The sequence below is a fragment of the Desulforhopalus vacuolatus genome (assembly GCF_016918505.1).
GTDB classification, from domain to species: domain Bacteria; phylum Desulfobacterota; class Desulfobulbia; order Desulfobulbales; family Desulfocapsaceae; genus Desulforhopalus; species Desulforhopalus vacuolatus.
The window spans coordinates 1-23,689 of sequence record NZ_JAFFPZ010000019.1; the positions used below are offsets into that span (position 1 = coordinate 1).

The following is a 23,689-nucleotide window of genomic DNA, read 5'->3' on the forward strand; positions in this document are numbered from 1 at the left end:
CTTGATGATGCCCATGACGTGGGAGATGAGCATCAAAAAGCTCTACCACCCCCATTCGTTTGAGAAGGCCAATCAGCAGGACAAAATCATCAATTCTTTCGGTTAAAACTTTTGGTATAGTAGTCATCTCGGCAGTTAATCAAAAAAAGGAATAAATTGAAATAATTTTACGCGAATGGTGAGTATATGCTTATCCACTTGTTGTGAACATTCAGTTTTGGCGCTGGCAGCAGCAGGATTGATTTTTTATTCTTAACACCTTATTATTCTGCTCTTAAATCCTTCAGGCACCGATGAAAATTCCCCACCCTTATTGATTTTCAGATATCCATGCACCTGGTGGTTTTTTTTGACGGCTGCACGGGGGGACTCTTGAAGAATTGTTCTCTGCCCGCTTCTTTGCTCTGCTCCAGAAATGATAGAGTTGTGTGAACATTCTGCCCCCCTCTCACTTTCAGAGTACCTTGAAGAGCCTTGTATTTCGTTTATATTCGAGGTACAGAAGGAAATTTACCGCAGGTACTTATACCGGCTTACCGTTCATCACCGGTATAACTTTGATCACGGAGTCTGGCGCTTACCTGGAGTCTGGCGCTTACCTGGAGTCTGCCGTTCACCTCGACGTCTCGTTCCTCGCTTTGTCGGAGGATAATTTTTTGACTATAACGGAGAAGATGAACGAAAAACTGATTAGGTTCCCATTATTCGATGTTCCTCCCAGTTAGAATTTCTTCACTCCCCCACACAGGCAACCACAGTTCTCCCACAGGAGAATCCCGCACTCTGCTTGAAGGAAGGTATAAAATTGACAACAGATAAAACAGCAGTAGAAAAAGAGCTCGAGCGACGTATTCTCATTCTTGATGGTGCCATGGGCACCATGATTCAACGATATAAACTCACTGAAGAAGATTTCCGTGGTGATCGCTTTGCAGATTCCGAGATTGACCTCAAGGGAGACAATGATCTTCTCTCAATAACCCGTCCGGAGGTGATCACTGAAATCCACGAAGCGTATCTCGCCGCCGGAGCGGATATAATAGAAACAAACACGTTCAATGCAACCACCACCGCACAGCAGGATTACGCATTGGACTCTCTCGCTGAAGAACTGAATCGGGCCAGTGCCGCTCTGGCACGCGCCGCCGCCGATCGCTGGACAACAGCGGAGAAACCCCGTTTTGTCGCCGGAATTGTCGGTCCGACAAACCGAACCTGTTCCATCTCCCCGGATGTCAACGACCCTGCATTCCGCAACATCACCTTCGCAGAGATGGTAGAGGCATACAGCCTCTCCGTAACCGGTCTCATGGATGGAGGTGCTGATATTATTCTCGTTGAGACGATCTTTGATACCCTCAACGCCAAAGCGGCCCTTTATGCTATCGACGAAGTTTTTGAAACGCGCGGAGAAAGGCTCCCCGTGATGATCTCCGGGACCATTACCGATGCTTCCGGCCGGACACTTTCCGGCCAGACGGTGGAAGCCTTTTATAACTCCCTGCGTCATGCAAAACCCATGAGTTTCGGGTTGAACTGTTCCCTCGGCCCGGCAGAGCTCCGTCAATACGTCTCAGAACTCTCCCGGATCTGTGAGTGTCCTGTCTCTTCCCACCCGAACGCCGGTCTGCCTAATGCCTATGGCGAATATGACATGACCCCTGAAGATATGGTCAAGCACGTCAAAGAGTGGGCTGAAAGTGGTTTCCTCAATATTATTGGCGGCTGTTGCGGAACAAACCCCGACCACATAAAGGCAGTCGCGGAAGCAATGACAGACATTCCCCCGCGGCCTCTGCCAAAAATTGCCCCGGCCTGCCGACTCTCCGGTCTGGAACCATTGACTATTACAAAAGAGAGTCTGTTTATCAACGTCGGAGAACGAACAAATGTAACCGGGTCGGCGAAATTCAAACGTCTGATCAAGGAAGAGAAATACGACGAGGCCCTGCAGGTCGCAACCGACCAGGTGGAAAACGGTGCCCAGATTATTGATGTCAATATGGACGAGGCCATGCTCGACTCAGAGCAGTGCATGGTCCATTTCCTCAACCTGATCGCCGCTGAACCTGATGTGGCACGGGTCCCGATCATGATCGATTCCTCGAAATGGTCTGTCATACAAGCCGGATTGCAGACCCTTCAGGGAAAAGGAGTGGTTAACTCCATCTCCCTGAAAGAGGGGGAGGAGATCTTCCTTGACCGCGCCCGGACAATTCGTCGCTTTGGTGCCGCAGTCATCGTCATGGCTTTCGATGAAAAAGGACAGGCCGACACGGAAAACCGCAAGGTAGAAATCTGTGGCCGTGCCTGGCACCTCCTGGTGGATAAGGCGGGATTTTCCCCCGAAGATATCATTTTTGACCCCAACATCTTCGCCATCGCCACCGGTATTGAAGAACACAATAACTACGGGGTCGATTTTATTCAGGCGACCGCACGCATCAAAAAAGATTTTCCAGGTTCGCTCATCTCCGGAGGTGTTTCCAATATATCGTTCTCCTTTAGAGGTAATAATCCCGTGCGGGAAGCCATTCATGCCGTTTTTCTTTATCATGCAGTGCAGGCCGGAATGGATATGGGGATAGTCAATGCCGGACAGCTCGCCATCTACGATGATCTGGACCCGGAACTGCGTGCCGCCGTTGAAGACGCCGTCCTCAATCGCCGCCCGGATGCAACGGAACGCCTGCTTGATATCGCCGAAAAATACCGCGACCAGGATAAGGAAGAAGACATTAAAGTCGCGGAATGGAGGGAGTGGCCGGTCGCTGAACGCCTCGCCCATGCCCTCGTAAAAGGGATCACCACCTTTATCAATGAAGATACCGAAGAGGCTCGACTGCAGTATGACAAACCTCTCGATGTAATCGAAGGCCCCCTCATGGCCGGGATGGACAGGGTTGGCGATCTCTTTGGCGCGGGAAAGATGTTTCTGCCCCAGGTGGTGAAGTCGGCACGGGTCATGAAGCAGGCGGTGACCTATCTTGATCCCTTTATCAATTCAGCAAAAAAAGAGGGGACATCTCAGGGAAAAATGGTTATCGCGACCGTCAAGGGAGATGTCCACGACATTGGCAAGAATATTGTTTCTGTTATTCTGCAGTGCAATAATTTTGAAGTCATAGATCTCGGTGTCATGGTGTCGTGTGAGACCATTATAGAAACTGCTCTTCGAGAAAAAGCTGACATCATCGGCCTGAGCGGCCTGATTACGCCCTCCCTGGAGGAGATGGAGCATATTCTCTCTGAACTTTCCCGTCAGAAAGTAACTCTCCCCGTCCTCATCAGCGGAGCAACTACATCAAAAGAACACACAGCCGTTAAACTGACCCGGCATTATGACTCTCCGGTCGTCTATGTTACCAATGCCTCCCGCGCAGTGGGAATTTGCCGCGCCCTTCTCAACGAGACCGGCAAATCAGAATTCTGGGCAGAGACACAACAGCAGTATGCCAGAATACGAGAAGCATTTGCAAACCGAAAAAGGAAACCCGCCCTCACCCTGGAACAGGCCCGGGCCAGATCCTTTGACGCCTTTTCCGGAGAGTGGGCCGAGTATCGTCCTGTCAAACCACTGCAACCGGGTGTCCATCTCTACACATCTGTTCCATTCAAAATATTACGTAAATTCATTAACTGGTATCCGTTCTTCAGGGTGTGGTCTCTCCCCGGAATGTATCCTGATTTTGACGATACCGTAAAGGGAGTGGAAGCACGTAAAGTCTGGGAAGATGCCAATGCCCTGCTGGACGTCATCGCTGAAAACGACTCGCTTCATCCTGGTGGAATTCTCGGGATTTTTCCTGCTCAGACCTCAGGAGATGATATTCAGATATTTACGGATGAGTCGCGCACCGGGTTACGAGGAACTGCACATTGTCTGCGTCAGCAGAAGATACGCGAAGACAGCCCGGGCTGTCGGGCATTGAGCGATTTTATCGCCCCGGCGGAAAAGTATCCTGACTGGCTGGGAGTCTTTGCTGCCACTGCGGGGATTGAAGAAACAGCCATGGTGAATGCCTGTAAGGAAGCCGGAGATGATTATAATGCGATCCTCCTGCAGGCGACATGCGATCGCCTCGCTGAAGCGATGGTGGAATATATGCATCTGGAGCTGCGAACACGCCTCTGGGGATATGCACCGGACGAGAATCTGGACCTCAGCACCTTACTTCAAGAGAGATTTGTTGGAATTCGCCCGGCCCCCGGCTATCCCTCCTGTCCGGACCACTCCGAAAAAAGAGTAATATGGGATCTCCTCGATGTGGAGAAAAAACTTGGCATGAAATTGACAGAAAACTGCGCCATGTTGCCCGCTTCCTCTGTGTCAGGGTGGTATTTCAGCCACCCTGCAGGCAAATATTTTGTCCTGGGAAAGATTCAGCCTGATCAGGCGAAAGATTATGCACAACGGAAGGGATGGAATGCCGCGCAGATGCGTAAATGGCTTGCTGTTTCCATGGAAGAGTGATATTTCCAAACCTGAAAAATAGAGAAAGGAGACAGGAGACAGGAGACAGGAAAAAGCAAAAGCAAAAGGAACCACGAATGGACACGAATAAACACGAATAAGTATTCATTCGTAATCGCCAAAAAAGGCAAAAAAGGAAACGGGAGGCAGGGAAAAGCGAAAGGCGGAACAGCGAAAAACTCTTTGCCAACGAATAACTGCTCTAATCATGCGAATAAAAGCGAAAAAGATTTAAGAACAAAGATTTTGTTTAATTAAAGCGGGCAGGACGGGAGGCAGGAGACAGGAGAAAAACAAAAGACGGAACAGCGAAAAGATTTTAAAACTAAACAGGGCTGGCTTTGCTGTTGTTGTTCTATCTTTACTCTTCGCGTTCTTCGCGGTGAAATTCTTTGTCTTTATATATAAAATGCCTTTATTCGTGTGATTCGAGCTTTCCTTTGGCAAAAAAATCTTTTCGCTGTTCCGCCTGAATGTTTCTGCTTTTCTTCGTGTCCTTCGCGGTAAAAATTGTTTTTCGCTTTTTGCCTTTTTAAATGATTAATAATTCGTGTTTATTCGTGTCCATTCGTGGTTCCTTTTGTTTCTGCCTTTCCTTTTTTCCTGTCTCTCTTTTTGTCTTTGCCTTTATTCGCATTATTAGAGCCTTTATTCGTTGGCAAAAAAAATCTTTTCGCTGTTCCGTTTTTCTTCGCGTTCTTCGTGTCCTTCGCGGTGAAAGCCTTTGTTCTCATCTTTTATGAATTTTTGTGGCCTTCGCGGTAAAATTCTTTGTCTTGTTTCATAACTTTTTGAGAAGTGACGTTATATATATATAAGCCACCCTTTTTCGTGTGACCTGCGTATTTTCGCGTAGTTAACCTGAACCTGCAATCTATTATGAACCCACGCTCCCTCTCCGTCGTTATCCTTGCCGCCGGCAAGGGTACCCGTATGAAATCCACCAGAGCCAAAGTGCTGCATGAAGTTTTCTACCAGCCCATGGCCGCCCATATCATCGCCGTCGCGCAGAGCTTGAACCCTCTGCAGGTCCTCACCGTCACCGGCCACCAGAGGGAAGCCGTGGAAGCGGCTCTTGCTCCCTGGAATTGCGATTTTATCGAGCAAAAGGAACAACTCGGAACAGGACATGCCGTCCTCATCAGCGAAACCTCCATTCCTGCCGCCGCCGAAACCGTTCTCATCCTCTGTGGCGATACACCGCTGATTCTCCCTGAAACCCTCAAAGAACTTTGTGACTTCCACTGCACATCCTCCAGCGACGTCACCCTGCTCACGACCACACTTGCCAACCCCTTTGGCTATGGCCGGATTTTGTCCGATGCCGAGGGTAATCTGCAGGCCATTGTCGAGGAGAAGGATGCCAGTGACGTGCAGCGCCAAATCACTGAAGTCAATGCAGGTATTTACTGTGTGCAGAAGTCTTTCCTTTTTGAGGCGCTGAAAAAAATCGGCACTGACAACACCCAGAAAGAGATGTATCTTACCGATATCATTGACATTGGCACAAAAGAGGGACGACGCGTGAAACGCTTTAACGTCTCCAATCCGGTTGAAGTCCTGGGTGTAAACTCACGCCGCCAACTTTCCGAGGCGGAGAGGGAACTGCAGATGCGTCACAACTTTACCCTCATGGCCGCCGGCGTTTCCATGATCATGCCGGAAACTATCCGCATCCAGCCCACTACCACCATCGCCTTCGACACAGTGATCGAGCCCTCTGTTCATATCTGCGGCAGCACCACCATAGAGTCAGATTGTCATATCGAACAGGGCTGCGTTCTGAAAGACTGCACCATCGCTTCCGGCTGTGTTATCGGCGCAGGTTCGCATCTCGACGGCATCACCTGTCCTGAAAACAGCATCATCCAACCTCACACCTGCAAGGTTCATGCCTGCAAATAATGATTAAGGAGCTCCCATGAGTGATTTAAAGAAGATGTATTCCACTATCCTCGGCGATAATTTTCCGCCCGAAATGACTATCACCTTTGGTGACCAGAAACTGGTGTACCACAAGAGAACCTGGGGCATTCCAAAGGAGGACGGCACCGTGGATGAACGCGGTTTGCGCTACGGTGAAAACCCTGATCAACAGGCAGCGCTCTATGAACTGATCAACGGCAACCTCACCCTCGGCGATTGTCACTTCATTGAGCCGGGTAACGGCCTGGTCTCCGCCATCGGGATTGAAGACATGCTGCGAGTGGGTAAACATCCCGGCAAGATCAACCTCACCGATGTGGATAACGGCCTCAACATCATCAAATACCTGATGAAGCGCCCCGCCGCAGTCATCCTCAAACACAACAACCCCTGCGGTGCAGCCTGGGACAACGACCTCGCCACCGCCTTCACCCGCGCTCTTCGCTGTGACCGCATTGCCGCCTTCGGTGGCGCAGTGATACTCAATCGTCCCTGTGATAAAGAGACAGCCACTCTGCTGGCAACTAATTATCTCGAAGTCGTCTGCGCACCGGATTTTGAGGAGGGAGCCGTTGAGATTCTCGCCGCCCGGAAAAACCTGCGCATCATCCGCATTGCCGGCATCAACCGCCTCGCCGATTTTGAGAAATACCGCTTTGTCGATTTCAAAAGCCTTGTTGACGGCGGGCTCATTGTACAGCAGTCAGCAGTCAACTCGATTCGCTCTATCAACGACATGAAACCGGCCGTCACCACAAGAAAAGGTGTGGAATACAGATGCGAACGCCAACCCACGGCACAAGAGATTGACGATATGATCTTTGGCTGGGCCATTGAACACGGCGTGACCTCCAATTCTGTTCTCTATGTGAAAAACGGCTGCACTACAGGTGTGGGCACCGGCGAACAGGATCGCGTCGGCGTCGCGGAGAGTGCCGTGCACAAGGCATATATCAAATATGCCGACATCCTGGCATGGGACAAATATGGTATTGGTTACGCTGAACTGGCCATGGCCATTGAACGGGGCGAACACACCCTTGCTGAAAAGAATGCCATTGATGAACAAACCCGCGCCGACCGCGCTGGCCTGCCTGGATCAGTGATGATCTCCGACGCCTTCTTCCCCTTCCGGGACGGCGCTGATGTGGGAATCACCCAGGGAATCTCCGCTATTCTTCAGGCGGGCGGCTCTTTGCGGGACTTTGAAACGATTGAGGCCTGCAATGAGGCCGATCCACAGGTGGCGATGATGTTCACCGGCCAGCGTTCTTTCAAGCACTGATCCCAGGAGAAAAGAAGGAGACAGGAGACGGGAGAAGGGAAAAGCAAAAGACGGAACAGCGAAAGACTTTTTGCCAACGAATAAAAGCTCTAATCATGCGAATAAAGGCGAAAAAGATTTAGGGACAAAGATTTTTTGAATTAAAGCGGGAAGGACGGGAGGCAGGAGAAAGGGAAAGGCGACAAGCATTTGAGAATAAGATTGGCTACCACGGAAAACACGGAAGGACACGGAAAACATCAATTATTTTAAAGTAACAAATTTAAAACCAGGAGTATTAATCAACTTTGGGAGTTATCCAAAAGTCGGGGGTGAGCGTTTTGCTCTCTAATATTCCGTGCTTTCCGTGTCTTCCGTGGTTCCTTTCCTTTTTGCCTTTATCTTTTTTTTATAGTTTATTTAAGAAGTTACGCTTTTATAAAAAATGCCTTTATTCGCGTGATTCGAGCAGTTATTCGTTGGCAAAAATCTTTTTGCTTTTCGTTTTTCTTCGCGTTCCTTAGCGTTCTTCGCGGTAAAAATTGCCTTTCCGTTGTTTGCTTTTTCCCGTCTCCCGTCTCCCGTCTCCCTTTATCCTTCCGTCTTTCACCCCTGCAAAAACACCACATAGCCAAGGGAAAAGAGCGTAATTCCAAGCAAAAAGAGAAGGCTCACGCTCAGCAGTAACACGCCGAGGTGAGCCTTTATCCACCCTGTAACCACACCTTTCTTTCCCGCTTTCCCGCTTCGTTTTTTTCCCTGCGCAGTTTTTTTACTTTTGCCTGTTGATCTGCTGCGGGAGGGGCTTTTTTTCGCAACGGCCACCCTACTTCTCCCGATGAAGTACAAACTGCCCCAGCGCCGCCAGCCGAGCCCGCGCATCTGACACCTCAGGTGCAGAGAAGAGATCCAGCGCGGAAATCCCCCGTGACATGGTTTTCTCCGCCTCCTCGCGGGCGGCGGTAAAACCACCACACTTCTCAATCAAGTCCTTTACTTCCACGAAACTCCCCGCCTGCTGCCGCAATTCCACATTGCTGATAATCTCCAGCAAACGCTCCCGTACAGCACCGGTTCCCTGCTGCACGGCGAGAAGCAGGGGCAGAGTCATCTTCCCTTCCTGCAGATCATTCCCTACGGCCTTGCCGGTTTTGCTGGTATCTCCAAGGTAATCAAGCTGATCATCAACAATCTGAAAAGCACGTCCCAGATTCTCTCCATAGCAACGCAGAGCGGCAACCTCCTCTTCACTGCCTCCGGCAAACAGGCCTCCCACTTCACAGGCTCCGGCAATGAGAAGGCTGGTCTTGCGCATCACGGCCTCATCGTAATCCCCTGTCTCCAGACTGATGGTATCGGCATTACGCTGCTGGTAGAACTCACCGTCCACCATACCCTTCGTTGCCAGATTAAAGGACTTCAACCCTCTCTGCCCGGTATACTCCCCAACAATCTCCATGGAATGGGTCAGGAGGAAATCTCCGGCGAGAATCGCCGCCACCATGCCAAATTTTGAGTGTACAGCAGGTTGCCCCCGACGAAGTGCAGACTGGTCAATAATATCGTCGTGAAAGAGCGTTGCTGCATGCAGATATTCAAAAGCAATGGCCAGCGCATCACACTCCGACCCTCTGCGGCCGCAGAGGGTCGCTGCGGTGAGCAGCAGAAATGGCCGAACACGCTTGCCACCTCCCAGCAATCCGTAACGCAACACCTCTATAAGCAGCGGCTCATGGCGTTTACTCAGTTGGAAAAGGTCTTCCTCAATGACCGCATTGATACGTGCGGCCTCCGTTGTCAACAGCGTGCGCAGGTCCATATTATTTATTGTCTGCCGCAAAGAAATCATCAACATCATCAAGCGAGCTGCAGCGGGGGGACGGTGGCAGACTCCGTAGAAATGTTTTGCCGTACCCCTTCGTCAACAGTCGCACATCCAAAATTGCCACCACACCACGATCTCCCGCAGTGCGCATTAACCGACCAACACCCTGGCGCAGAGTAAGCACCGCACGCGGCACCAGAAAACCAAAAAAAGCATTTCCTCCCTCCTCTTCCACTCGATGGCTGCGAGCCTCAATAACCGGGTCGTTGGGTACCTCAAAGGGGAGTTTGTCGATGACCACACAGCTCAGGGCCTCACCGGCCACGTCCACTCCCTCCCAGAAACTGGCTACCGCCACCAGCACAGAGTGGGTCTCCTCTCGAAAGCGGGCAAGCAGTGCAGCCTTCGACTCCATTCCCTGCACCAGCACAGGATAATCAAGCTGCTCCTCCAGCACATCGGCCAGCATTTCCATCCCGCGATAACTGGTGCAGAGCACCAGAGCCCGCCCCCGGCTGGAGTAGAGCAGCTCTACCACCCGGGCACTCACGGCACTGCGAAAATCCTTTGCCCCGGGATCAGGAAAGGTTCGTTCCGGCAGATAGAGCAGGGTACGTTCCTTATAGTCAAAGGGAGAAGCATATTTAAGATACTGCACCTCATCGCCAAGACCGAGCCGTTTCTGCAGATAGGAAAAAGATCCGCCCGTAGAAAGTGTCGCAGAAGTCATTACACAGGCAGAGACCCCGGTGTACAGGCTCTTTGCCAGTTCGGGCGCAATATCCACGGGAGTGGCCGAAAGCAGCAGCGAACGTTCCCCCCGGTCATACCAGCGGACAAAAGCTCCCTCTGTTTCACCCTTCGCCTCCCCGGCCACGCCACGCAGAGAATCGCGAAGCCCCTCCGCCCGTTTGGCATACCCCCTCCACATCTCCCCCAGCGGTGCCCAGCGGGTGAGACGGTCGGCAAGGCGACCGAGGCCGAACGCGAGCAGTTCCACCTCCTGGTGCCACTCCTCCTCACCGAAATTCTTCACAAACTGTACAAGGGGAAAGTGTCCTGGTTTCACCGGAAAAATTGCGGAAAAATTGTCGGTACGTTTTCGCAGCGCAGTGATATCACTTTTGAGAAGTTCAAGATGATCTGGAGGCAGCTCAAGGGCACCCTGTTTTTCCAGGTCTCCCAGCAGATCAACCACCTGATACTGACTCCAGCTCTCACCAAAAAAAAGGCTGGCCACGTTCTCAATATGATGCGCCTCGTCAAAAATCACCGCCTCACAGCGTGGCAACAACTCTCCATGACCACTCTGCCGCAGGGCAAGGTCAGAAAAGAAGAGATAGTGATTAACCACAAGAATCTGCGCACTGCCCGCCTGTTTTCGCAACCGGGTAATAAAGCATTCGTTATACTCCGGGCAGTCTCCACCCAGACACTGAGAGGAATTTGCCGAGAGCTTCGACCACAGCGGGGTGCGATCCCCCAGCCAGGTCAATTCGGCCCGGTCGCCCAGTGTAGTGGTTTTGACCCAGGCATCAATTTTCGCCAGATGCGGATCATCAACCAGTCGTCTCTGCGGATTGGCGCGATATTGAAACCAGCGGTAGAGACAGAGATAATTTTCCCGTCCCTTCAGAATCAAAGCCTCAATCGGCCGTCCGAGAATCGTCTCCACCAGCGGGATATCTTTATCACGAATCTGGTCCTGCAGATTGAGCGTCGCGGTGGAAATCACCACCCGTTTCCCGGAAAGCACAGCGGGGATGAGGTATGCAAGGGTCTTCCCGATTCCCGTCTCTGCCTCCACGACCAGCACCCGCGCCTGCACCGCCTCTTCTTCGAGAAATTCCGTGACCTCTTCCTCGGGCGGACCAGCCAGCACAGCGGCTACAGCCGCAGCCATCTCCTCCTGCCCCTGCCGTCGCTCAAAGCGTGGAAAACGGGCAGCAAGAAGGCCGTTTTCTCCAAAAATTTCATCTATTTCCATCGTATTCAGGTCATTTCTCAAAAAGTTGTGGAAAAAGAGAAAAAGAAAAAGGGAGACAGGAGACAGGAGACGGGAGACGGGAGAAAGGAAAAAGCAGGACAACAGAACCGCAACGTCCTGGTTAATTAAAAAAATCTTTTCGCTGTTCCCTCTAAATGTTTCTGCCTTTCTTCGTGTCCTTCGCGTTCTTCGCGGTGAAAAATGCCGTACCGCCTTTCGCTGTTCCCTTTCTCCCGTCTCCCTTTTTGCCTTTGCTTTTATTCGCCTTATTCGAGCTTTTATTCGTTGGCAAAAAGTTTTTCGCTGTTCGGCTGTTTGCTTTTCCCTGCCTCCCATCTCCCTTTTTGTCTTTTTAGGCGATTACAAATGATTAATTATTCGTGTTTATTCGTGTCCATTCGTGGTTCCTTTTGTTTCTGCCTTTCCCTTTTTCCTGTCTCTCTTTTTGCCTTTGCTTTTATTCGCCTTATTCGAGCTTTTATTCGTTGGCAAAAAGTCTTTCGCTGTTCCGTCTTTTGCTTTTGCTGTTCCCTTTCTCCCGTCTCCCGTCTCCCGTCTCCTGTCTCCCCTTTTCCCATTCTCAAATGTTTTACTCTTTCTGACACTTTTACGAAAGGCACAGAAGAGGAAAAACAAGGCAGCAGGAACGGAAAAGGCCCCGGTGGTTATAACCACCGGGGCCTTACTGTTGCATTGTGCAGTCGAAACTGCTTTCTCTCAGCTCAGATTAGAATTTAAGGGAGAGTTGCACACCAGCTTCAGTAACATCTTCTTCAACAACGTCGCCTGCGAAGAGATAGGCAACAACGAGGTCAGCGGTGAGATTATCAAAGATGCTGTAGGTCAATTTAGCATCAAGCTCAGTCCCGATGTAGCTGTCTCCTGCAGAATTTTCTTCTGCAAGGCATGCATACCATACGTCACCGGAGAGGGTCATTTTAGGCATGGGGTTGAAGGTTACACCTGCATTCACAGCAATGAGGTCAGAGATCTCATCTGCGCCTATACTAACACCCTCACCAACAGAACGGCTATCCAGCGGAGAGGCGTAATCAAACACGCCGTAACCAAGGATTTCAGACCAGTAGAAAGAAGTACCAGCAGTCGGAACAAATGCGTTCATGTCACCGTCACTGTCGTCATCATCACCAGTCGAATAAACAAAAGAACCGTGAGCTACACCAGCCTCAAGACCGAAGGCACCAAGAAACGCGCTGACGTCGATATCGTTATATTCACCGCCGTTGTAGATGAAAGTAGACCAGAGAGACATGGCATCGGTTTGCACATCAAAGTCAACACCAAGGTAATAGAGGTCTACATCACCCAGGACAGCCGGGGTGGTAACGTTATCGCCATCAATTACTTCATCAGCAAGAGTAACATCAGTTCCCTGGCTGTAGATGACATAGGGGGTAACAGCAAGAGTATCGCTCGGTTTAAGACTCAATTGTGCAAGGGCGATGCCATTATTGCTGCCCGGATCATCTGCACTGTCGCCAAGATCACTGTTACTGATGGAGATATAACCAAGGGTCAGAGCATTATCACCGAAGGTCGGTGTAACGAGGACACCGGAGAAGTCATCATCAAAGATGAAACCACGGCCAATGGTTGTACCCATGATACCTATTTTGGTATTTACATTGCCGAGAGTGAAGTCTGCATAGGAGTTTTTCAGCTCGAAGTTGTGACCGTCAGCACCGATATCACCAGCGTCATTATCACCCCAGGAACTGTCGAACTCAAACTTGTTGACGAACTTGAAATTTTCACTGAATTTAGCAGTGTAGTAAAGACGGGTACGGTTTGACATGATGAACTGGCTATCGTCATCCTGATTCATTTGATCTGCAGAATAAGCCCATGTACGCCAATATCCGCCGAATTGATTTTCAACTGCGAAAGCTGTGGTAGCAACTCCGCCAACCATGGCCAGGCCAAGTGCACTTGCAATAATTTTTTTCATTTCCAATTCTCCTGAAATATTTTTTGACCCGCCGGGTCCTTTCCAGCTCTTAGGCAGCTGCCAAACTCACTGTTTCAACGCAAAATATACGCCTTTAGAGCTGATGTCAAGTTTTTTTTACCCTTAAAGTACAATTTTTTTTACCCCGCCGCCCTCTTCATATCCAGTTGTTATTCCTTCACTTTGTACCTTGGAAAATTTGTACTTCCGCCCTGTTCCTCACTGCGGAAGGAAAGGAAACAGGAGACAGGAGACAGGAGACGGGAGACAGGAGAAAGGAGACAGGAGACAGGAGACGGGAGGCAGGAGGCAGGGAGAAAGGGAAAAGCGAAAGGCGGAACAGCGAAAAACTTTTTGCCAACGAATAACTGCTCGAATAAGGCGAATAAAGGCGAAAAAGATTTAAGGACAAAGATTTTGTTTAATTAAGGCGGGCAGGACGGGAGACGGGGGAAAGGAAAAGGTGAAAAGTGAAAGGCGGAAAGGCGGAAAGGCGGAAAAGCAATTTTCACCGCGAAGGACGCGAAGGAACGCGAAGAAAGGCAGAAACATTGAGGCGGAACAGCGAAAAGCAACAAACGGATGGCCAACGAAACACACGAAAGAAGGCAAAAAAAATTGAGAGATTGGCTACCACGGAAAACACGGAAGGACACGGAAAACATCAATTATTTTAAAGTAACAAATTTAAAACCAGGAGTATTAATCAACTTTGGGAGTTATCCAAAAGTCGGGGTTGAGCGTTTTGCTCTCTAATATTCCGTGCTTTCCGTGTCTTCCGTGGTTCCTTTCCTTTTTGCCTTTATCTTTTTTTATAGCTTCTTTAAGAAGTTACACTTTTATAAAAAATGCTTTTATTCGCGTGATTCGAGCTTTTATTCGTTGGCAAAAATCTTTTTGCTTTTCGTTTTTCTTCGCCTTCCTTCGCGTCCTTCGCGTCCTTCGCGGTAAAAATTGCCTTTCCGCTTTTTACCTTTTTAAATGATTAATAATTCGTGTTTATTCGTGTCCATTCGTGGTTCCTTTTGTTTCTGCCTTTCGCTGTTCCCTTTCTCCCGTCTCCCGTCTCCTTTCTCCCTCCTTACTTCTCCTCACTCTCCGCTTCAGTGGAAAAGTCAATTCGCCCGACGGTAAGGGTAGACTCTTTCGTTCCCGGCAGCAAAGAGAGCAACGTCCCACTGGAGGGCAGATTAGAGACGTAAAGAGTGCCAATCTGTGTTTTCCCCTTCCCTTTCCGCAGAGTCATGCCGAAATCAGAAAGGTAACCGCGAAAACTACCAGTCTCCCAAAAAGGAATAAAACTTTCTCCGTTCCAGGTCAGCCCGGTAATTGTTCCGGAATTGAAAAGCCGCAGACGGGTGAGAAACCCCAGCGATGGCATGCTGCTCTGCGCAACCACAATTTCTTTATGGCCATCCCCGTTAAAATCGACCACAAGGATACGTCCCGGCATATAGAGGAGCTCACGATCGGCATCCTCCTCTATGGAAAATGAGGAGCGACTCTGTTTGGCGGTGGCCTCTCCCTGAGTTGGGCCGATATAGAGCCTGCTGCCACCATAGAGTTTTTCACTCACAAAGAGCAACTCATTGGCACCACTGAAAACCTTGAGGTGATTATGTCTGCCGATAACGACCAATTCGGCGGTGTTGTCCCCATCAAGATCAGCATATTCAAAATCAAAGAGATTCACCGATTTCGGCAGCGACAGTCGTTGCTCCATTTTCACGTCCCCTTTGCTGTCAAAGGAGGAGATAAACACCCCGGGGCGACGCAGCGCAATTTTCGCCAGTCCGCGGCGCTGGACCAGCAACGTCATACCTCGGCCGGGCAGAAGAACGGGACGGATATAAAAGGGAATATTTTTCTTCTTCCAGGCAAAACCCTTCTGTTTCGACCAGGAGAGCACACCCGAGTCAGGCTTCAGACCTCTGGTGGCACTGAGGTAGAGACTTTGCATGCCATCCCTGTTGAGGTCAGCAAAGTTCCAGGCATGTACCCGCAGGCCGGAGGGCAGAGAGCAGGCATCTACCGGACGCAGACGATGATCGACGAGTTGTTGCACCTCAATCCGATAGGAGAAGAAGAGGAAAATATCCGAGATCCCGTCTCCATCGGCATCAACCACCTGTAAGCCGAGAAGTTTGTCCTCAAAATCAAAGCGACTGCGAGCGCCGACATTCTTTGCACTGAACCCCTTACTGCCCGTGATAGCGGCAAGACTGGAGTATTGTCCGCGTTTCCAGGCCTTTTCCGGGTGCCGTGTGACAAAGGCTCCCATGCCGTTCTTCTCTCCCTCGCCCATAACTGAACGCTGCTCTTCAAAGGCCCCGGCGTTGATCTTCCGTGCCAGCTCGGCCATATCAGAGATAAGACTGTCGTTCCTGCCGGACTGGGCCGAAAAACTCAAGGGCGGCGCGTTGTGATCGAGACCACCGTTGATAATGGGAATAAGGTTAACCTGAACCTTCACTTCTTTCTTAATCTGAAAAAGAGAACCGGTAACAAGATAGACATCAGTATTCTTCTTGTTGAGCCCCTTGAATTGTTTGCCACTGCCAAGCTGCTCAAGCTGCACCGCCGACATGCCATTATCAAGAACATTTACCCCGGCATGCGAGGCGAGGCGACTGATGAGCATCGTCTGGATACTGTCACGCATATCGCTGTATTGACCGCCATCCGAGACATCAAAAGGAACAATGAGCAGATTAATATTTTTAGCCTCTGCTGTAAGAGGCAGGAAAAAGACCGCCAGCAGCAACAGGAGTTTCAAACAAACTTTTTTCATGGTTTCAACCTCAGGTAATAAGGGTCAGAAACGCCTCGAACCTTTGTACGGGCGCTCAAAAGAATTAAAAATCAGCTGCGAACCACAAGCCCCATTTTTCTGGCAAGTAACTTCAGGTCATCCCAGGCTGCCCGCTTGAGACTCAGGTCGGCAAGCAGTGTCGTCGGATGCCAGGTGACCATCATGGGAATCGGGTTCCCCTCCCTGAGATTGTACGGGTAGAAACGCCCCCGGACCTGTGACACCTGATAGTCGGAATTGAGCACAGAACGTACAGGGACAACACCCATCAGGCAGATAAATTCAGGACGTACAGCGGCAATTTCGGAGGCAATGTGGACAAGACAGCTCTTCGCGTGTTTTGGGGCGGGGTGTTTCTCTTTCGCAGGAGCACACTTGATGGCATTGCTGACATAGACCGACTCCAGCGGCAGATGAAGGGCCTGCATCATGCGAATCAGCATCTCATCTTCGCGGCCACCAAAGAGGTGTCCATCCTCTGATTGCGGCCAGGTGCCGACCACCATCAGTTTTACCGGCCCCCCGCCCTCTGCCAGCCTCTTCCCGAGGGGACGCACGATGCATCCTTCCTGGAGTTCGCAGAAGGTACAGGTGGCAACTGCCGCATTGATTTTCGCAAGAGACGCTGCCATGGTATCCGTATCCCTGCGCTGCTGCACGGGACGGGAATGCAGAGGGGCAGTATGGACAACCTGCGGCCCCCCCCGCGCCACTCCGACCAGCGGGCCCGTTCTCTCCTCTCTCTCAACCCCGGGGGGAAGGGGAGGTTGAACAGCAAAAAACTCCTCAAGCGCCGCACTTTTCGGCCAGGGATCAATACCGAGTTGACGATGATAGCAGATGATTCCCCGCAGAGCGTCCATCAGTTCAAGACCCGAATACTCCGTGCATCTTCCCGCTGCTTCCGTCATTTCTGCGTCCCTTTCTCAAAAGGATAGGTAAAGAGCTCACAGCTGCCGTTATTATCTCTGCGCTCACTCTGAAACACCCCCTTCGCACTGAAAGCAAAAGCCTTTGTGCCTGGCGGGATATTCCCTGACTTTTTCACCTCGAACGGCTTGTCCACCGACTGCAGATAAATGTAGAACGGCGTAATGTCCTCCGAACTGAGAACCGTGCCCTCTTTATCTGCAAAACTGACAAGGAGGCGGAAGGAGGCAACATTGGGAAAGGTATTATAGAGAGACGGCAGCAGAGCAACCTTCCCTTTGAGGGTAAAATCATCCCCGTTGCAGGAAAGTTCCCAGGCAAGGGAAAAATCATCTCCCGCGAAGAGTCCTTTCTGCGTTGATTCACCCTGCCCCGTTGATTCCTCCAGGTTTATGCGACTCTCCGCCTTCACCGTCATCCCCGGAGCAGGCGGTAACGTCATCATCTGCCCCGCACAACCGGAGAAAAGAAAAGCCAGCACGACAACAGTAAAAACACTCATTTTCATTGAGCCACTCCTCAGTCAGGATTTTGAGACAGCTTTTTCCACAGAGACCCATCTTGCGGTCATCCCGTTGACACAGGGGATATCAAAGGGACATTCTCCACTCTCTTTGTACCATAGCAACATGCAATAATGAAGAGAACCAACGACAAAAAGGGAGACAGGAGACGGGAGACAGGAGACAGGAAAAAGCAAACAGCGATAAGACAATTTTTTTACCGCGAAGAACGCGAAGGAACACGAAGAAAGGCGAAAAGCAAAAAGATTTTTGCCAACGAATAACTGCTCGAATAAGGCGAATAAAGACTTTTTAGACAAAAGCATAACTTCTTAAAAAGCTATGAAAAAGATAAAGAATTTCACCGCGAAGGACACGAAGAACGCAAAGAGTAAAGATAGAACACCAACAGCAAATTCCTGTTTAGTTTTAAAATCTTTTTTTAAAGTTTTTCGCCTTTATTCGCGTGATTAGAGCAGTTATTCGTTGGCAAAAGTTTTTCGCTGTTTCGCTTTTCCCTTTCCCTGCCTCCCGTCTCCTTTTTTGCCTTCTTTGGCGATTACAAATGATTAATTATTCGTGTTTATTCGTGTCCATTCGTGGTTCCTTTTGTTTCTGCCTTTCCCTTTTTCCTGTCTCTCTTTTTGTCTTTGCCTTTATTCGCATGATTCGAGCAGTTATTCGTTGGCAAAAAGTCTTTTCGCTGTTCGCCTTCTTTCGTTTTCGCCTTTCTTCGCGTCCCTTCGCGTTCTTCGCGGTAAAAAATGCCCTACCGCTTTTCGCCTTTCGCCTTTCGCTTTTCCCTTTCTCCCGTCTCCCGTCTCCCGTCTCCTGTCTCCCTGTTTTCCGTTCCTTTCAACCACCGACTTGATGATCAGCTAAAGACTGTATATCATGTCACTGTTGATTCATGTCACTGTTGATTTCCGGAGTCAGTAGATGTTCCCATAACAAAAAAGGAGTAAAAAATGCCACTTTATGAGTACAAATGTAATGCGTGTAACAAAGAGTTTGAATACCTCACCACTTCAATAAAAGCTGCAGAGGAGGTAAAATGCCCTTCCTGCGGCAGCAGTGATGTAAAAAAACTCATCTCGTCAGGAGTTGTCCGCCCGGGCGCCCTCTCCGGACTGAAAACAGCTGGCAGCAGCTGCGGCGGCGGCGGAGGGTTTACCTGAGCTGGAAAATAATGGCTCCGTGAGAGCCATATTTATTCAGATCACTTTTTTTTGGAGAAATCAAAAACCCGTTCGTTTTTCTTGAGCATTTCCCCATCTTCCCGGGCATGATGCTCAAGAAAAACCGGATCCTTTTGCAGGTCTTCAATATCACTCTGCAGCCTGACATTTTGTTGTTCAATGCGGGCCATCTGCGCTTCGAACTGGTGTTGTTCCATTTTTTTGCGTACCAGAGAAACCACTCCAGCACCCGGCGCAAAGATAACCCACAGTAACGCCAGGACGACAAAAACAGCCAGCACCCGGCCAAAACGCCGACGAGAATCGACGCGATTCGTCATTCTCTGTCGATTATAAGAAAATTTCTGCATAATTTATACCTCCTGTGAAAACTCTCCTCGTCAGTGCCTGCATGGTCGGGCTGAATACTCGTTACAACGGTAAACTCAAATGTAATCCATCCTGCTCTGCCGCACTGAAAGATGGAGACGAAACGTTGCGCTGGATTCCCGTCTGCCCCGAACAGCTCGGCGGCCTGGCCACCCCCCGGGAGGCTGCAGATATTGTCGGCGGCACCGGCGACGACGTGCTTGACGGCAATGCCAGAGTAGTGACGCAAAGCGGAATTGATGTTACAGAGCATTTTATTCGAGGGGCGGAACAGGTCCTGCACATTGCCCAAATGACCGGTGCGGAAGAAGCCTGGTTGAAAGCCCGCAGTCCCTCCTGCGCGGTACAGGGCACCACCGGAGTAGCAGCCGCCCTTCTCGCGCGCAATGGCATCAGGCTGGTGGAGTATTAACCATTTTCTTCTGCAGCAGAACCGTGGCAGCAATTCCCGCCTCATACAGAAGGTAGAGAGGACCGCCCATCAGTGCCATATTCACCACATCCGGCGTTGGTGTGAGCATAGCCGCAAGAATGGCGATGGCCAACACGGCGTAACGGCGGTTTTTTCGATAGAAATCGAGGGTGAAAATCTTTACCCTGACGAGAAAAACCATAAAAACAGGTAATTCGAACACCCCCGCAAAACCGAGCAGGAACAGTGTCACGAAGTTGATACAGCGTCCTACCGAGATCACCGGCTTCAATTCCTCCGAGCCAAAACCAAGCAGAAACTGAATCCCGAATGGCAGGGTAATAAAATAGCAGAAGAGTGCACCGCTGTAGAAGAGAAAACAGGTGCAGAAAAGAAAGCTGCGGAGCTGCCGTTTTTCCATCTTGAATGTCTTGCCGAGCAGACGCCAAAACAGCGCCATGAACCACGGTGCAAGAAGGAAAAAAGCCGCAAAGAGCGCGAGTTTGGCATGGGCGAGAAAGGGACCGGCCACGGAGAAGAAATAGAGCGTACCGCCAAGGTGACGCTGCACCGCCTCAAGTATCCCGGGGGAGAGCAAAAATATTCCCAGCGCGAGTAAACCAAAGGTAAGGAGAAAATTTCGAATTGCACGACGCGCCCCTGAAAGGGCCTGGATAAAGCTGTGTAACAGCGGATGGACGGTTTCAGTAGTCATGTTCTGCGTTGAGGTATGCTGGTTCATAGTCGAGGTAGAGGAGAAAGGAGACAGAAAAAAGCAAACAGCGGAAAGGCAATTTTCACCGCGAAGGACGCGAAGGAACGCGAAGGAACGCGAAGGAACGCGAAAAGCAAAAAGATTTTTGCCAACGAATAACTGCTCGAATAAGGCGAATAAAGACTTTTTAGACAAAAGCATAACTTCTTAAAAAGCTATGAAAAAGATAAAGAATTTCACAGCGAAGAACGCGAAGAGTAAAGACAGAACAACAGCAATTCTCTGTTTAATTTTAAAATCTTTTTCTCAAATTTTTTTGCCTTCTTTCGCGTGTTTAGCGTATTTCTCTGGCTATCCAGTCTTTTGATTCCCGCTTTTCCCTTTATCCTGTCTTCCGTCTCCTTCTTCTGCCTTTCTTCGTGTCCTTCCGTGTTTTCCGTGGTAAAAAATTGTCTTTTGCCCTATTCGTATTATTCGAGCTTTTATTCGTTGGCAAAAAGTCTTTTCGCTGTTCCGCTTTTCCCTGTTTCCCGTCCTGCCCGCTTTAATTCAAAAAAATCTTTGTTCTGCTTTTGCCTTCCTTCGCGTTCCTTAGCGTCCTTCGCGGTAAAAAATGCCTTACCGCTGTTCCGCCTTTCGCTGTTCAGTCTTTTGCTTTTCCCTTTCTCCCGTCTCCCGTCTCCTGTCTCCTTCCTTTGCCTTCCCGTCTCCCTTCTATGCCGGAATGGTATCAGAGAGACCGCAAAAGAGCAATTTGATAATGGGTTGCTTGCAGTGAGAAGGGCGTCGTGATAAAATGCAGCGCGTTATAATTCACCTTATGGGGACCTTGAAGAACCTTGTATTGCGTTCATATTCGAGGTTCCCTTTATACTTTTTTATCCCTCCGAAAACTCCGCTGGAGAACAAACCATGCTTGAACTGCGATTTATCCGTGAAAATATAGACCTTGTTAAAGAACGTTGCGCCCGACGCGGCATGGAACCAACCCTGGTAGAGGACTTCGAGGCAACCGACATGGTGCGACTTGAACTGCTCAGAGAGGTCGAGACCCTGAAGGCGAAACGCAACAATGTCTCCGCCGAGATTGCCACGTTGAAAAAAGGCAGTGCAGAAGATAAAGAGAAAGCGGAACCGAAGATTCTTGAAATGCGCGCAACATCGCAGAACATCAAAGTGCTGGATGGCAGACTCAACGAGGTGGAAGAAAAGTTGAAGTCCATCGTCATGGCTATCCCCAACCTTGCCCATGACTCGGTACCCGTCGGGCTGGATGACAGCGATAATGAAGAGGTCAGAACCTGGGGGGAAAAACCTTCCTTCGATTTCCAGCCGAAAAACCACTGGGAACTCGGCGAAGCCGACGGCAGTCTCGACTTTGAACGAGCCGCCAAACTCTCCGGAGCCCGTTTCGCGGTCTTAAAGGGTTTTACCTCCAAACTGGAGCGAACCCTGATCAACTTCTTCCTTGATCTGCACACTGAAAAACACGGCTACACTGAGATTCTGCCACCCTTCCTGGTGAACACCGCCACCATGACCGCCACCGGTCAGCTGCCCAAGTTTGAGGAAGATCTCTTCAAGATCAAAGACTGTGATCTCTATCTTATCCCCACCGCAGAGGTACCGATTACCAACCTGCACCGTGATGAGACTCTGGCCGAGAAAGATCTGCCAGTCAAATACACCGCCTACACTCCGTGCTTCCGCTCTGAGGCAGGAAGTTACGGCCGGGATACCCGCGGGCTCATTCGTCAGCATCAGTTTGACAAGGTGGAGCTGGTGAAATTCACCACACCGGAAACCTCCACACAGGAGCTGGAGAGTCTGCTCAACGACGCTGAAGAAGTGCTGCAGCTGCTCGGCCTGCACTACCGCGTGGTCACCCTGTGCAGTGGTGATCTCGGCTTCTCCGCGACCAAAACCTACGACATTGAGGTCTGGCTGCCCGGTTCAAACACCTATCGTGAAATATCTTCCTGTTCCAACTTCCTCGACTTCCAGGCCCGCCGGGGAGGAATTCGCTACCGTCCCGATGGACAAAAGAAATCCCGCCTCGTACACACCCTTAACGGCTCTGGCCTTGCGGTTGGCCGCACCCTGCTGGCAATCATGGAAAACTACCAGCAGGCAGACGGCTCCATCGCCCTGCCTGATGTGTTGAAACCCTATTTTGCACGAAAATTCTGATCTAACTGTTACCACACCTGGTGATAATGGTGGAATTTTATCACCAGGGGTGAAAATCACCACAACACACGTCACCCACAATACACAACGCTTTTGTAGAGACAAGGTATGCCTTGTCTACACGGTGACAGACAACCGTAGCGATGACAGCAATCATAACAGTGACAGCAATCGCAACGGTGACAAAAATCGTAACAGGAACAGCAACCGTTCCCAATAAACCACGAAAGGATACAACGCTGAAATCACATCACCATGGGTGGAAATCACCACAACACACGCCACCCGCAATACGCAACGCTTTTGTAGAGACAAGGTATGCCTTGTCTACACGGTGACAGACAACCGTAGCGATAACAGCAATCATAACAGTGACAGCAATCGCAACGATGACAAAAATCGTAACAGGAACAGCAACCGTTCCCAATAAACCACGAAGGGATACAACGCTGAAATCACATCACCATGAGCAGAAATCACCACAACACAAGCCACCCGCAATACGCAATGCTTTTGTAGAGACAAGGCATGCCTTGTCTACACGGTGACAGACAACCGTAGCGATGACAGCAATCATAACAGTGACAGCAATCGCAACGATGACAAAAATCGTAACAGGAACAGCAACCGTTCCCAATAAACCACGAAGGGATACAACGCTGAAATCACATCACCATGGGTGAAAATCACCACAACACACGCCACCCACAATACGCAACGCCGTTGTAGAGACAAGGTATGCCTTGTCTACACGGTGACAGACAACCGTAGCGATGACAGCAATCATAACAGTGACAGCAATCGCAACGATGACAAAAATCGTAACAGGAACAGCAACCGTTCCCAATAAACCACGAAAGGATACAACGCTGAAATCACATCATTTTGTAGAGACAAGGTATGCCTTGTCTACAAGGTGACAGTAATGTGACGGTGACGGGAACCGTAGCCAAATATGTAACGATGATACAACAGGCTGGCAGTTGGCCGTAGTGGTAACGACGGGATTGACGATATTGCATCTCCGTTTATGGGAAATCAGCACCGCGCGATGGTACCAGCGTTGGTGTGTAGACAAGGCATGCCTTGTCTCTACGGTGACGGATAGATAACG

At 50.0% G+C, this 23,689-nt stretch carries 21 protein-coding genes; 7 read left to right on the forward strand and 14 right to left on the reverse strand.

Annotated features, from left to right (window positions below; genetic code table 11):
• Positions 1-799: 799 nt before the first annotated feature.
• From metH to JWG39_RS11460, 3 genes are all read left to right on the forward strand, one after another.
• A complete protein-coding gene (gene metH / locus JWG39_RS11450; RefSeq protein ID WP_439099716.1) occupies positions 800-4,474 on the forward strand; it encodes a methionine synthase in 3,675 nt (1,224 codons plus the stop codon).
• Between the two features lie 879 nt (positions 4,475-5,353).
• A complete protein-coding gene (locus JWG39_RS11455; protein WP_205219545.1) occupies positions 5,354-6,379 on the forward strand; it encodes a bifunctional UDP-N-acetylglucosamine diphosphorylase/glucosamine-1-phosphate N-acetyltransferase GlmU in 1,026 nt (341 codons plus the stop codon).
• 16 nt (positions 6,380-6,395) lie between these two features.
• Positions 6,396-7,685, forward strand: coding sequence for an IMP cyclohydrolase (locus JWG39_RS11460; RefSeq protein WP_205219546.1), 1,290 nt, complete (start codon positions 6,396-6,398; stop codon positions 7,683-7,685).
• Between the two features lie 585 nt (positions 7,686-8,270).
• Here JWG39_RS11460 and JWG39_RS11465 read toward each other — a convergent pair.
• The 4 genes from JWG39_RS11465 to JWG39_RS11480 form a co-directional block, all read right to left on the reverse strand.
• Entirely contained in the window at positions 8,271-8,489 is a 219-nt protein-coding gene (locus JWG39_RS11465; protein WP_205219547.1) for a hypothetical protein, read from the reverse strand.
• Position 8,490: 1 nt separating this feature from the next.
• Positions 8,491-9,522, reverse strand: coding sequence for a polyprenyl synthetase family protein (locus JWG39_RS11470; RefSeq protein WP_205219548.1), 1,032 nt, complete (start codon positions 9,520-9,522; stop codon positions 8,491-8,493).
• Complete coding sequence (gene yoaA, locus JWG39_RS11475) at positions 9,485-11,476, reverse strand: DNA repair helicase YoaA (protein ID WP_240192109.1); 1,992 nt, start codon at positions 11,474-11,476, stop codon at positions 9,485-9,487. The genes JWG39_RS11470 and yoaA overlap by 38 nt, the downstream gene beginning before the upstream one ends.
• Positions 11,477-12,203: 727 nt before the next feature.
• Entirely contained in the window at positions 12,204-13,445 is a 1,242-nt protein-coding gene (locus JWG39_RS11480) for a hypothetical protein (RefSeq protein WP_205219549.1), read from the reverse strand.
• 582 nt (positions 13,446-14,027) lie between these two features.
• Here JWG39_RS11480 and JWG39_RS17480 point away from each other — a divergent pair.
• Positions 14,028-14,201, forward strand: coding sequence for a GxxExxY protein (locus JWG39_RS17480; protein WP_500683478.1), 174 nt, complete (start codon positions 14,028-14,030; stop codon positions 14,199-14,201).
• A 325-nt stretch (positions 14,202-14,526) separates the two neighbouring features.
• Here the strand turns inward: JWG39_RS17480 and JWG39_RS11485 are convergent, their stop codons facing one another.
• The 3 genes from JWG39_RS11485 to JWG39_RS11495 form a co-directional block, all read right to left on the reverse strand.
• On the reverse strand, positions 14,527-16,236 hold the full coding sequence (locus JWG39_RS11485; RefSeq protein WP_205219550.1) for an FG-GAP repeat domain-containing protein: 1,710 nt from the start codon (positions 16,234-16,236) through the stop codon (positions 14,527-14,529).
• Between the two features lie 71 nt (positions 16,237-16,307).
• A complete protein-coding gene (locus tag JWG39_RS11490) occupies positions 16,308-17,168 on the reverse strand; it encodes a uracil-DNA glycosylase (protein ID WP_205219551.1) in 861 nt (286 codons plus the stop codon).
• Positions 17,165-17,695, reverse strand: coding sequence for a hypothetical protein (locus JWG39_RS11495; protein WP_205219552.1), 531 nt, complete (start codon positions 17,693-17,695; stop codon positions 17,165-17,167). The genes JWG39_RS11490 and JWG39_RS11495 overlap by 4 nt, the downstream gene beginning before the upstream one ends.
• A 963-nt stretch (positions 17,696-18,658) precedes the next feature.
• Here JWG39_RS11495 and JWG39_RS11500 point away from each other — a divergent pair.
• The gene (locus JWG39_RS11500) at positions 18,659-18,868 is read left to right on the forward strand and encodes an FmdB family zinc ribbon protein (protein WP_205219553.1); all 210 of its coding nucleotides are present in this window, start codon (positions 18,659-18,661) and stop codon (positions 18,866-18,868) included.
• 41 nt (positions 18,869-18,909) lie between these two features.
• On the opposite strand, the gene JWG39_RS11505 is transcribed toward JWG39_RS11500, so the two are convergent.
• Positions 18,910-19,239, reverse strand: a complete 330-nt coding sequence (locus tag JWG39_RS11505) for an FtsB family cell division protein (protein ID WP_205219554.1) — start codon at positions 19,237-19,239, stop codon at positions 18,910-18,912.
• A 41-nt stretch (positions 19,240-19,280) separates the two neighbouring features.
• Between JWG39_RS11505 and JWG39_RS11510 the strand changes: the two genes are divergently transcribed.
• On the forward strand, positions 19,281-19,670 hold the full coding sequence (locus tag JWG39_RS11510) for a 2-thiouracil desulfurase family protein (protein ID WP_205219602.1): 390 nt from the start codon (positions 19,281-19,283) through the stop codon (positions 19,668-19,670).
• Here the strand turns inward: JWG39_RS11510 and tatC are convergent.
• A complete protein-coding gene (gene tatC, locus JWG39_RS11515; protein ID WP_205219555.1) occupies positions 19,651-20,385 on the reverse strand; it encodes a twin-arginine translocase subunit TatC in 735 nt (244 codons plus the stop codon). The genes JWG39_RS11510 and tatC overlap by 20 nt on opposite strands.
• A 912-nt stretch (positions 20,386-21,297) precedes the next feature.
• Here tatC and serS point away from each other — a divergent pair.
• Positions 21,298-22,575, forward strand: a complete 1,278-nt coding sequence (serS, locus tag JWG39_RS11520) for a serine--tRNA ligase (RefSeq protein ID WP_205219556.1) — start codon at positions 21,298-21,300, stop codon at positions 22,573-22,575.
• A gap of 40 nt (positions 22,576-22,615) precedes the next feature.
• Here the strand turns inward: serS and JWG39_RS11525 are convergent, their stop codons facing one another.
• The 5 genes from JWG39_RS11525 to JWG39_RS11545 are packed head-to-tail and all read right to left on the reverse strand — an operon-like array spanning position 22,616 to position 23,653.
• The gene (locus tag JWG39_RS11525) at positions 22,616-22,792 is read right to left on the reverse strand and encodes a hypothetical protein (RefSeq protein WP_205219557.1); all 177 of its coding nucleotides are present in this window, start codon (positions 22,790-22,792) and stop codon (positions 22,616-22,618) included.
• Between the two features lie 33 nt (positions 22,793-22,825).
• A complete protein-coding gene (locus tag JWG39_RS11530; protein ID WP_205219558.1) occupies positions 22,826-23,002 on the reverse strand; it encodes a hypothetical protein in 177 nt (58 codons plus the stop codon).
• Between the two features lie 33 nt (positions 23,003-23,035).
• A complete protein-coding gene (locus JWG39_RS11535) occupies positions 23,036-23,212 on the reverse strand; it encodes a hypothetical protein (RefSeq protein ID WP_205219559.1) in 177 nt (58 codons plus the stop codon).
• Positions 23,213-23,245: 33 nt separating this feature from the next.
• A complete protein-coding gene (locus tag JWG39_RS11540; protein WP_205219560.1) occupies positions 23,246-23,422 on the reverse strand; it encodes a hypothetical protein in 177 nt (58 codons plus the stop codon).
• Between the two features lie 33 nt (positions 23,423-23,455).
• A complete protein-coding gene (locus tag JWG39_RS11545; protein ID WP_205219561.1) occupies positions 23,456-23,653 on the reverse strand; it encodes a hypothetical protein in 198 nt (65 codons plus the stop codon).
• Between the last annotated feature and the right edge of the window lie 36 nt (positions 23,654-23,689).

Coding starts and splice junctions, on each gene's coding strand:
- JWG39_RS11455 (WP_205219545.1), top strand. CDS start 5,354: ATGAACCCACGCTCCCTCTCCGTCGTTATCCTTGCCGCCGGCAAGGGT.
- JWG39_RS11460 (WP_205219546.1), top strand. CDS start 6,396: ATGAGTGATTTAAAGAAGATGTATTCCACTATCCTCGGCGATAATTTT.
- JWG39_RS11470 (WP_205219548.1), bottom strand. CDS start 9,522: ATGATGTTGATGATTTCTTTGCGGCAGACAATAAATAATATGGACCTG.
- yoaA (WP_240192109.1), bottom strand. CDS start 11,476: ATGGAAATAGATGAAATTTTTGGAGAAAACGGCCTTCTTGCTGCCCGT.
- JWG39_RS11480 (WP_205219549.1), bottom strand. CDS start 13,445: ATGAAAAAAATTATTGCAAGTGCACTTGGCCTGGCCATGGTTGGCGGA.
- JWG39_RS17480 (WP_500683478.1), top strand. CDS start 14,028: ATGGCCAACGAAACACACGAAAGAAGGCAAAAAAAATTGAGAGATTGG.
- JWG39_RS11485 (WP_205219550.1), bottom strand. CDS start 16,236: ATGAAAAAAGTTTGTTTGAAACTCCTGTTGCTGCTGGCGGTCTTTTTC.
- JWG39_RS11490 (WP_205219551.1), bottom strand. CDS start 17,168: ATGACGGAAGCAGCGGGAAGATGCACGGAGTATTCGGGTCTTGAACTG.
- JWG39_RS11495 (WP_205219552.1), bottom strand. CDS start 17,695: ATGAAAATGAGTGTTTTTACTGTTGTCGTGCTGGCTTTTCTTTTCTCC.
- JWG39_RS11500 (WP_205219553.1), top strand. CDS start 18,659: ATGCCACTTTATGAGTACAAATGTAATGCGTGTAACAAAGAGTTTGAA.
- JWG39_RS11505 (WP_205219554.1), bottom strand. CDS start 19,239: ATGCAGAAATTTTCTTATAATCGACAGAGAATGACGAATCGCGTCGAT.
- JWG39_RS11510 (WP_205219602.1), top strand. CDS start 19,281: ATGGTCGGGCTGAATACTCGTTACAACGGTAAACTCAAATGTAATCCA.
- tatC (WP_205219555.1), bottom strand. CDS start 20,385: ATGACTACTGAAACCGTCCATCCGCTGTTACACAGCTTTATCCAGGCC.
- serS (WP_205219556.1), top strand. CDS start 21,298: ATGCTTGAACTGCGATTTATCCGTGAAAATATAGACCTTGTTAAAGAA.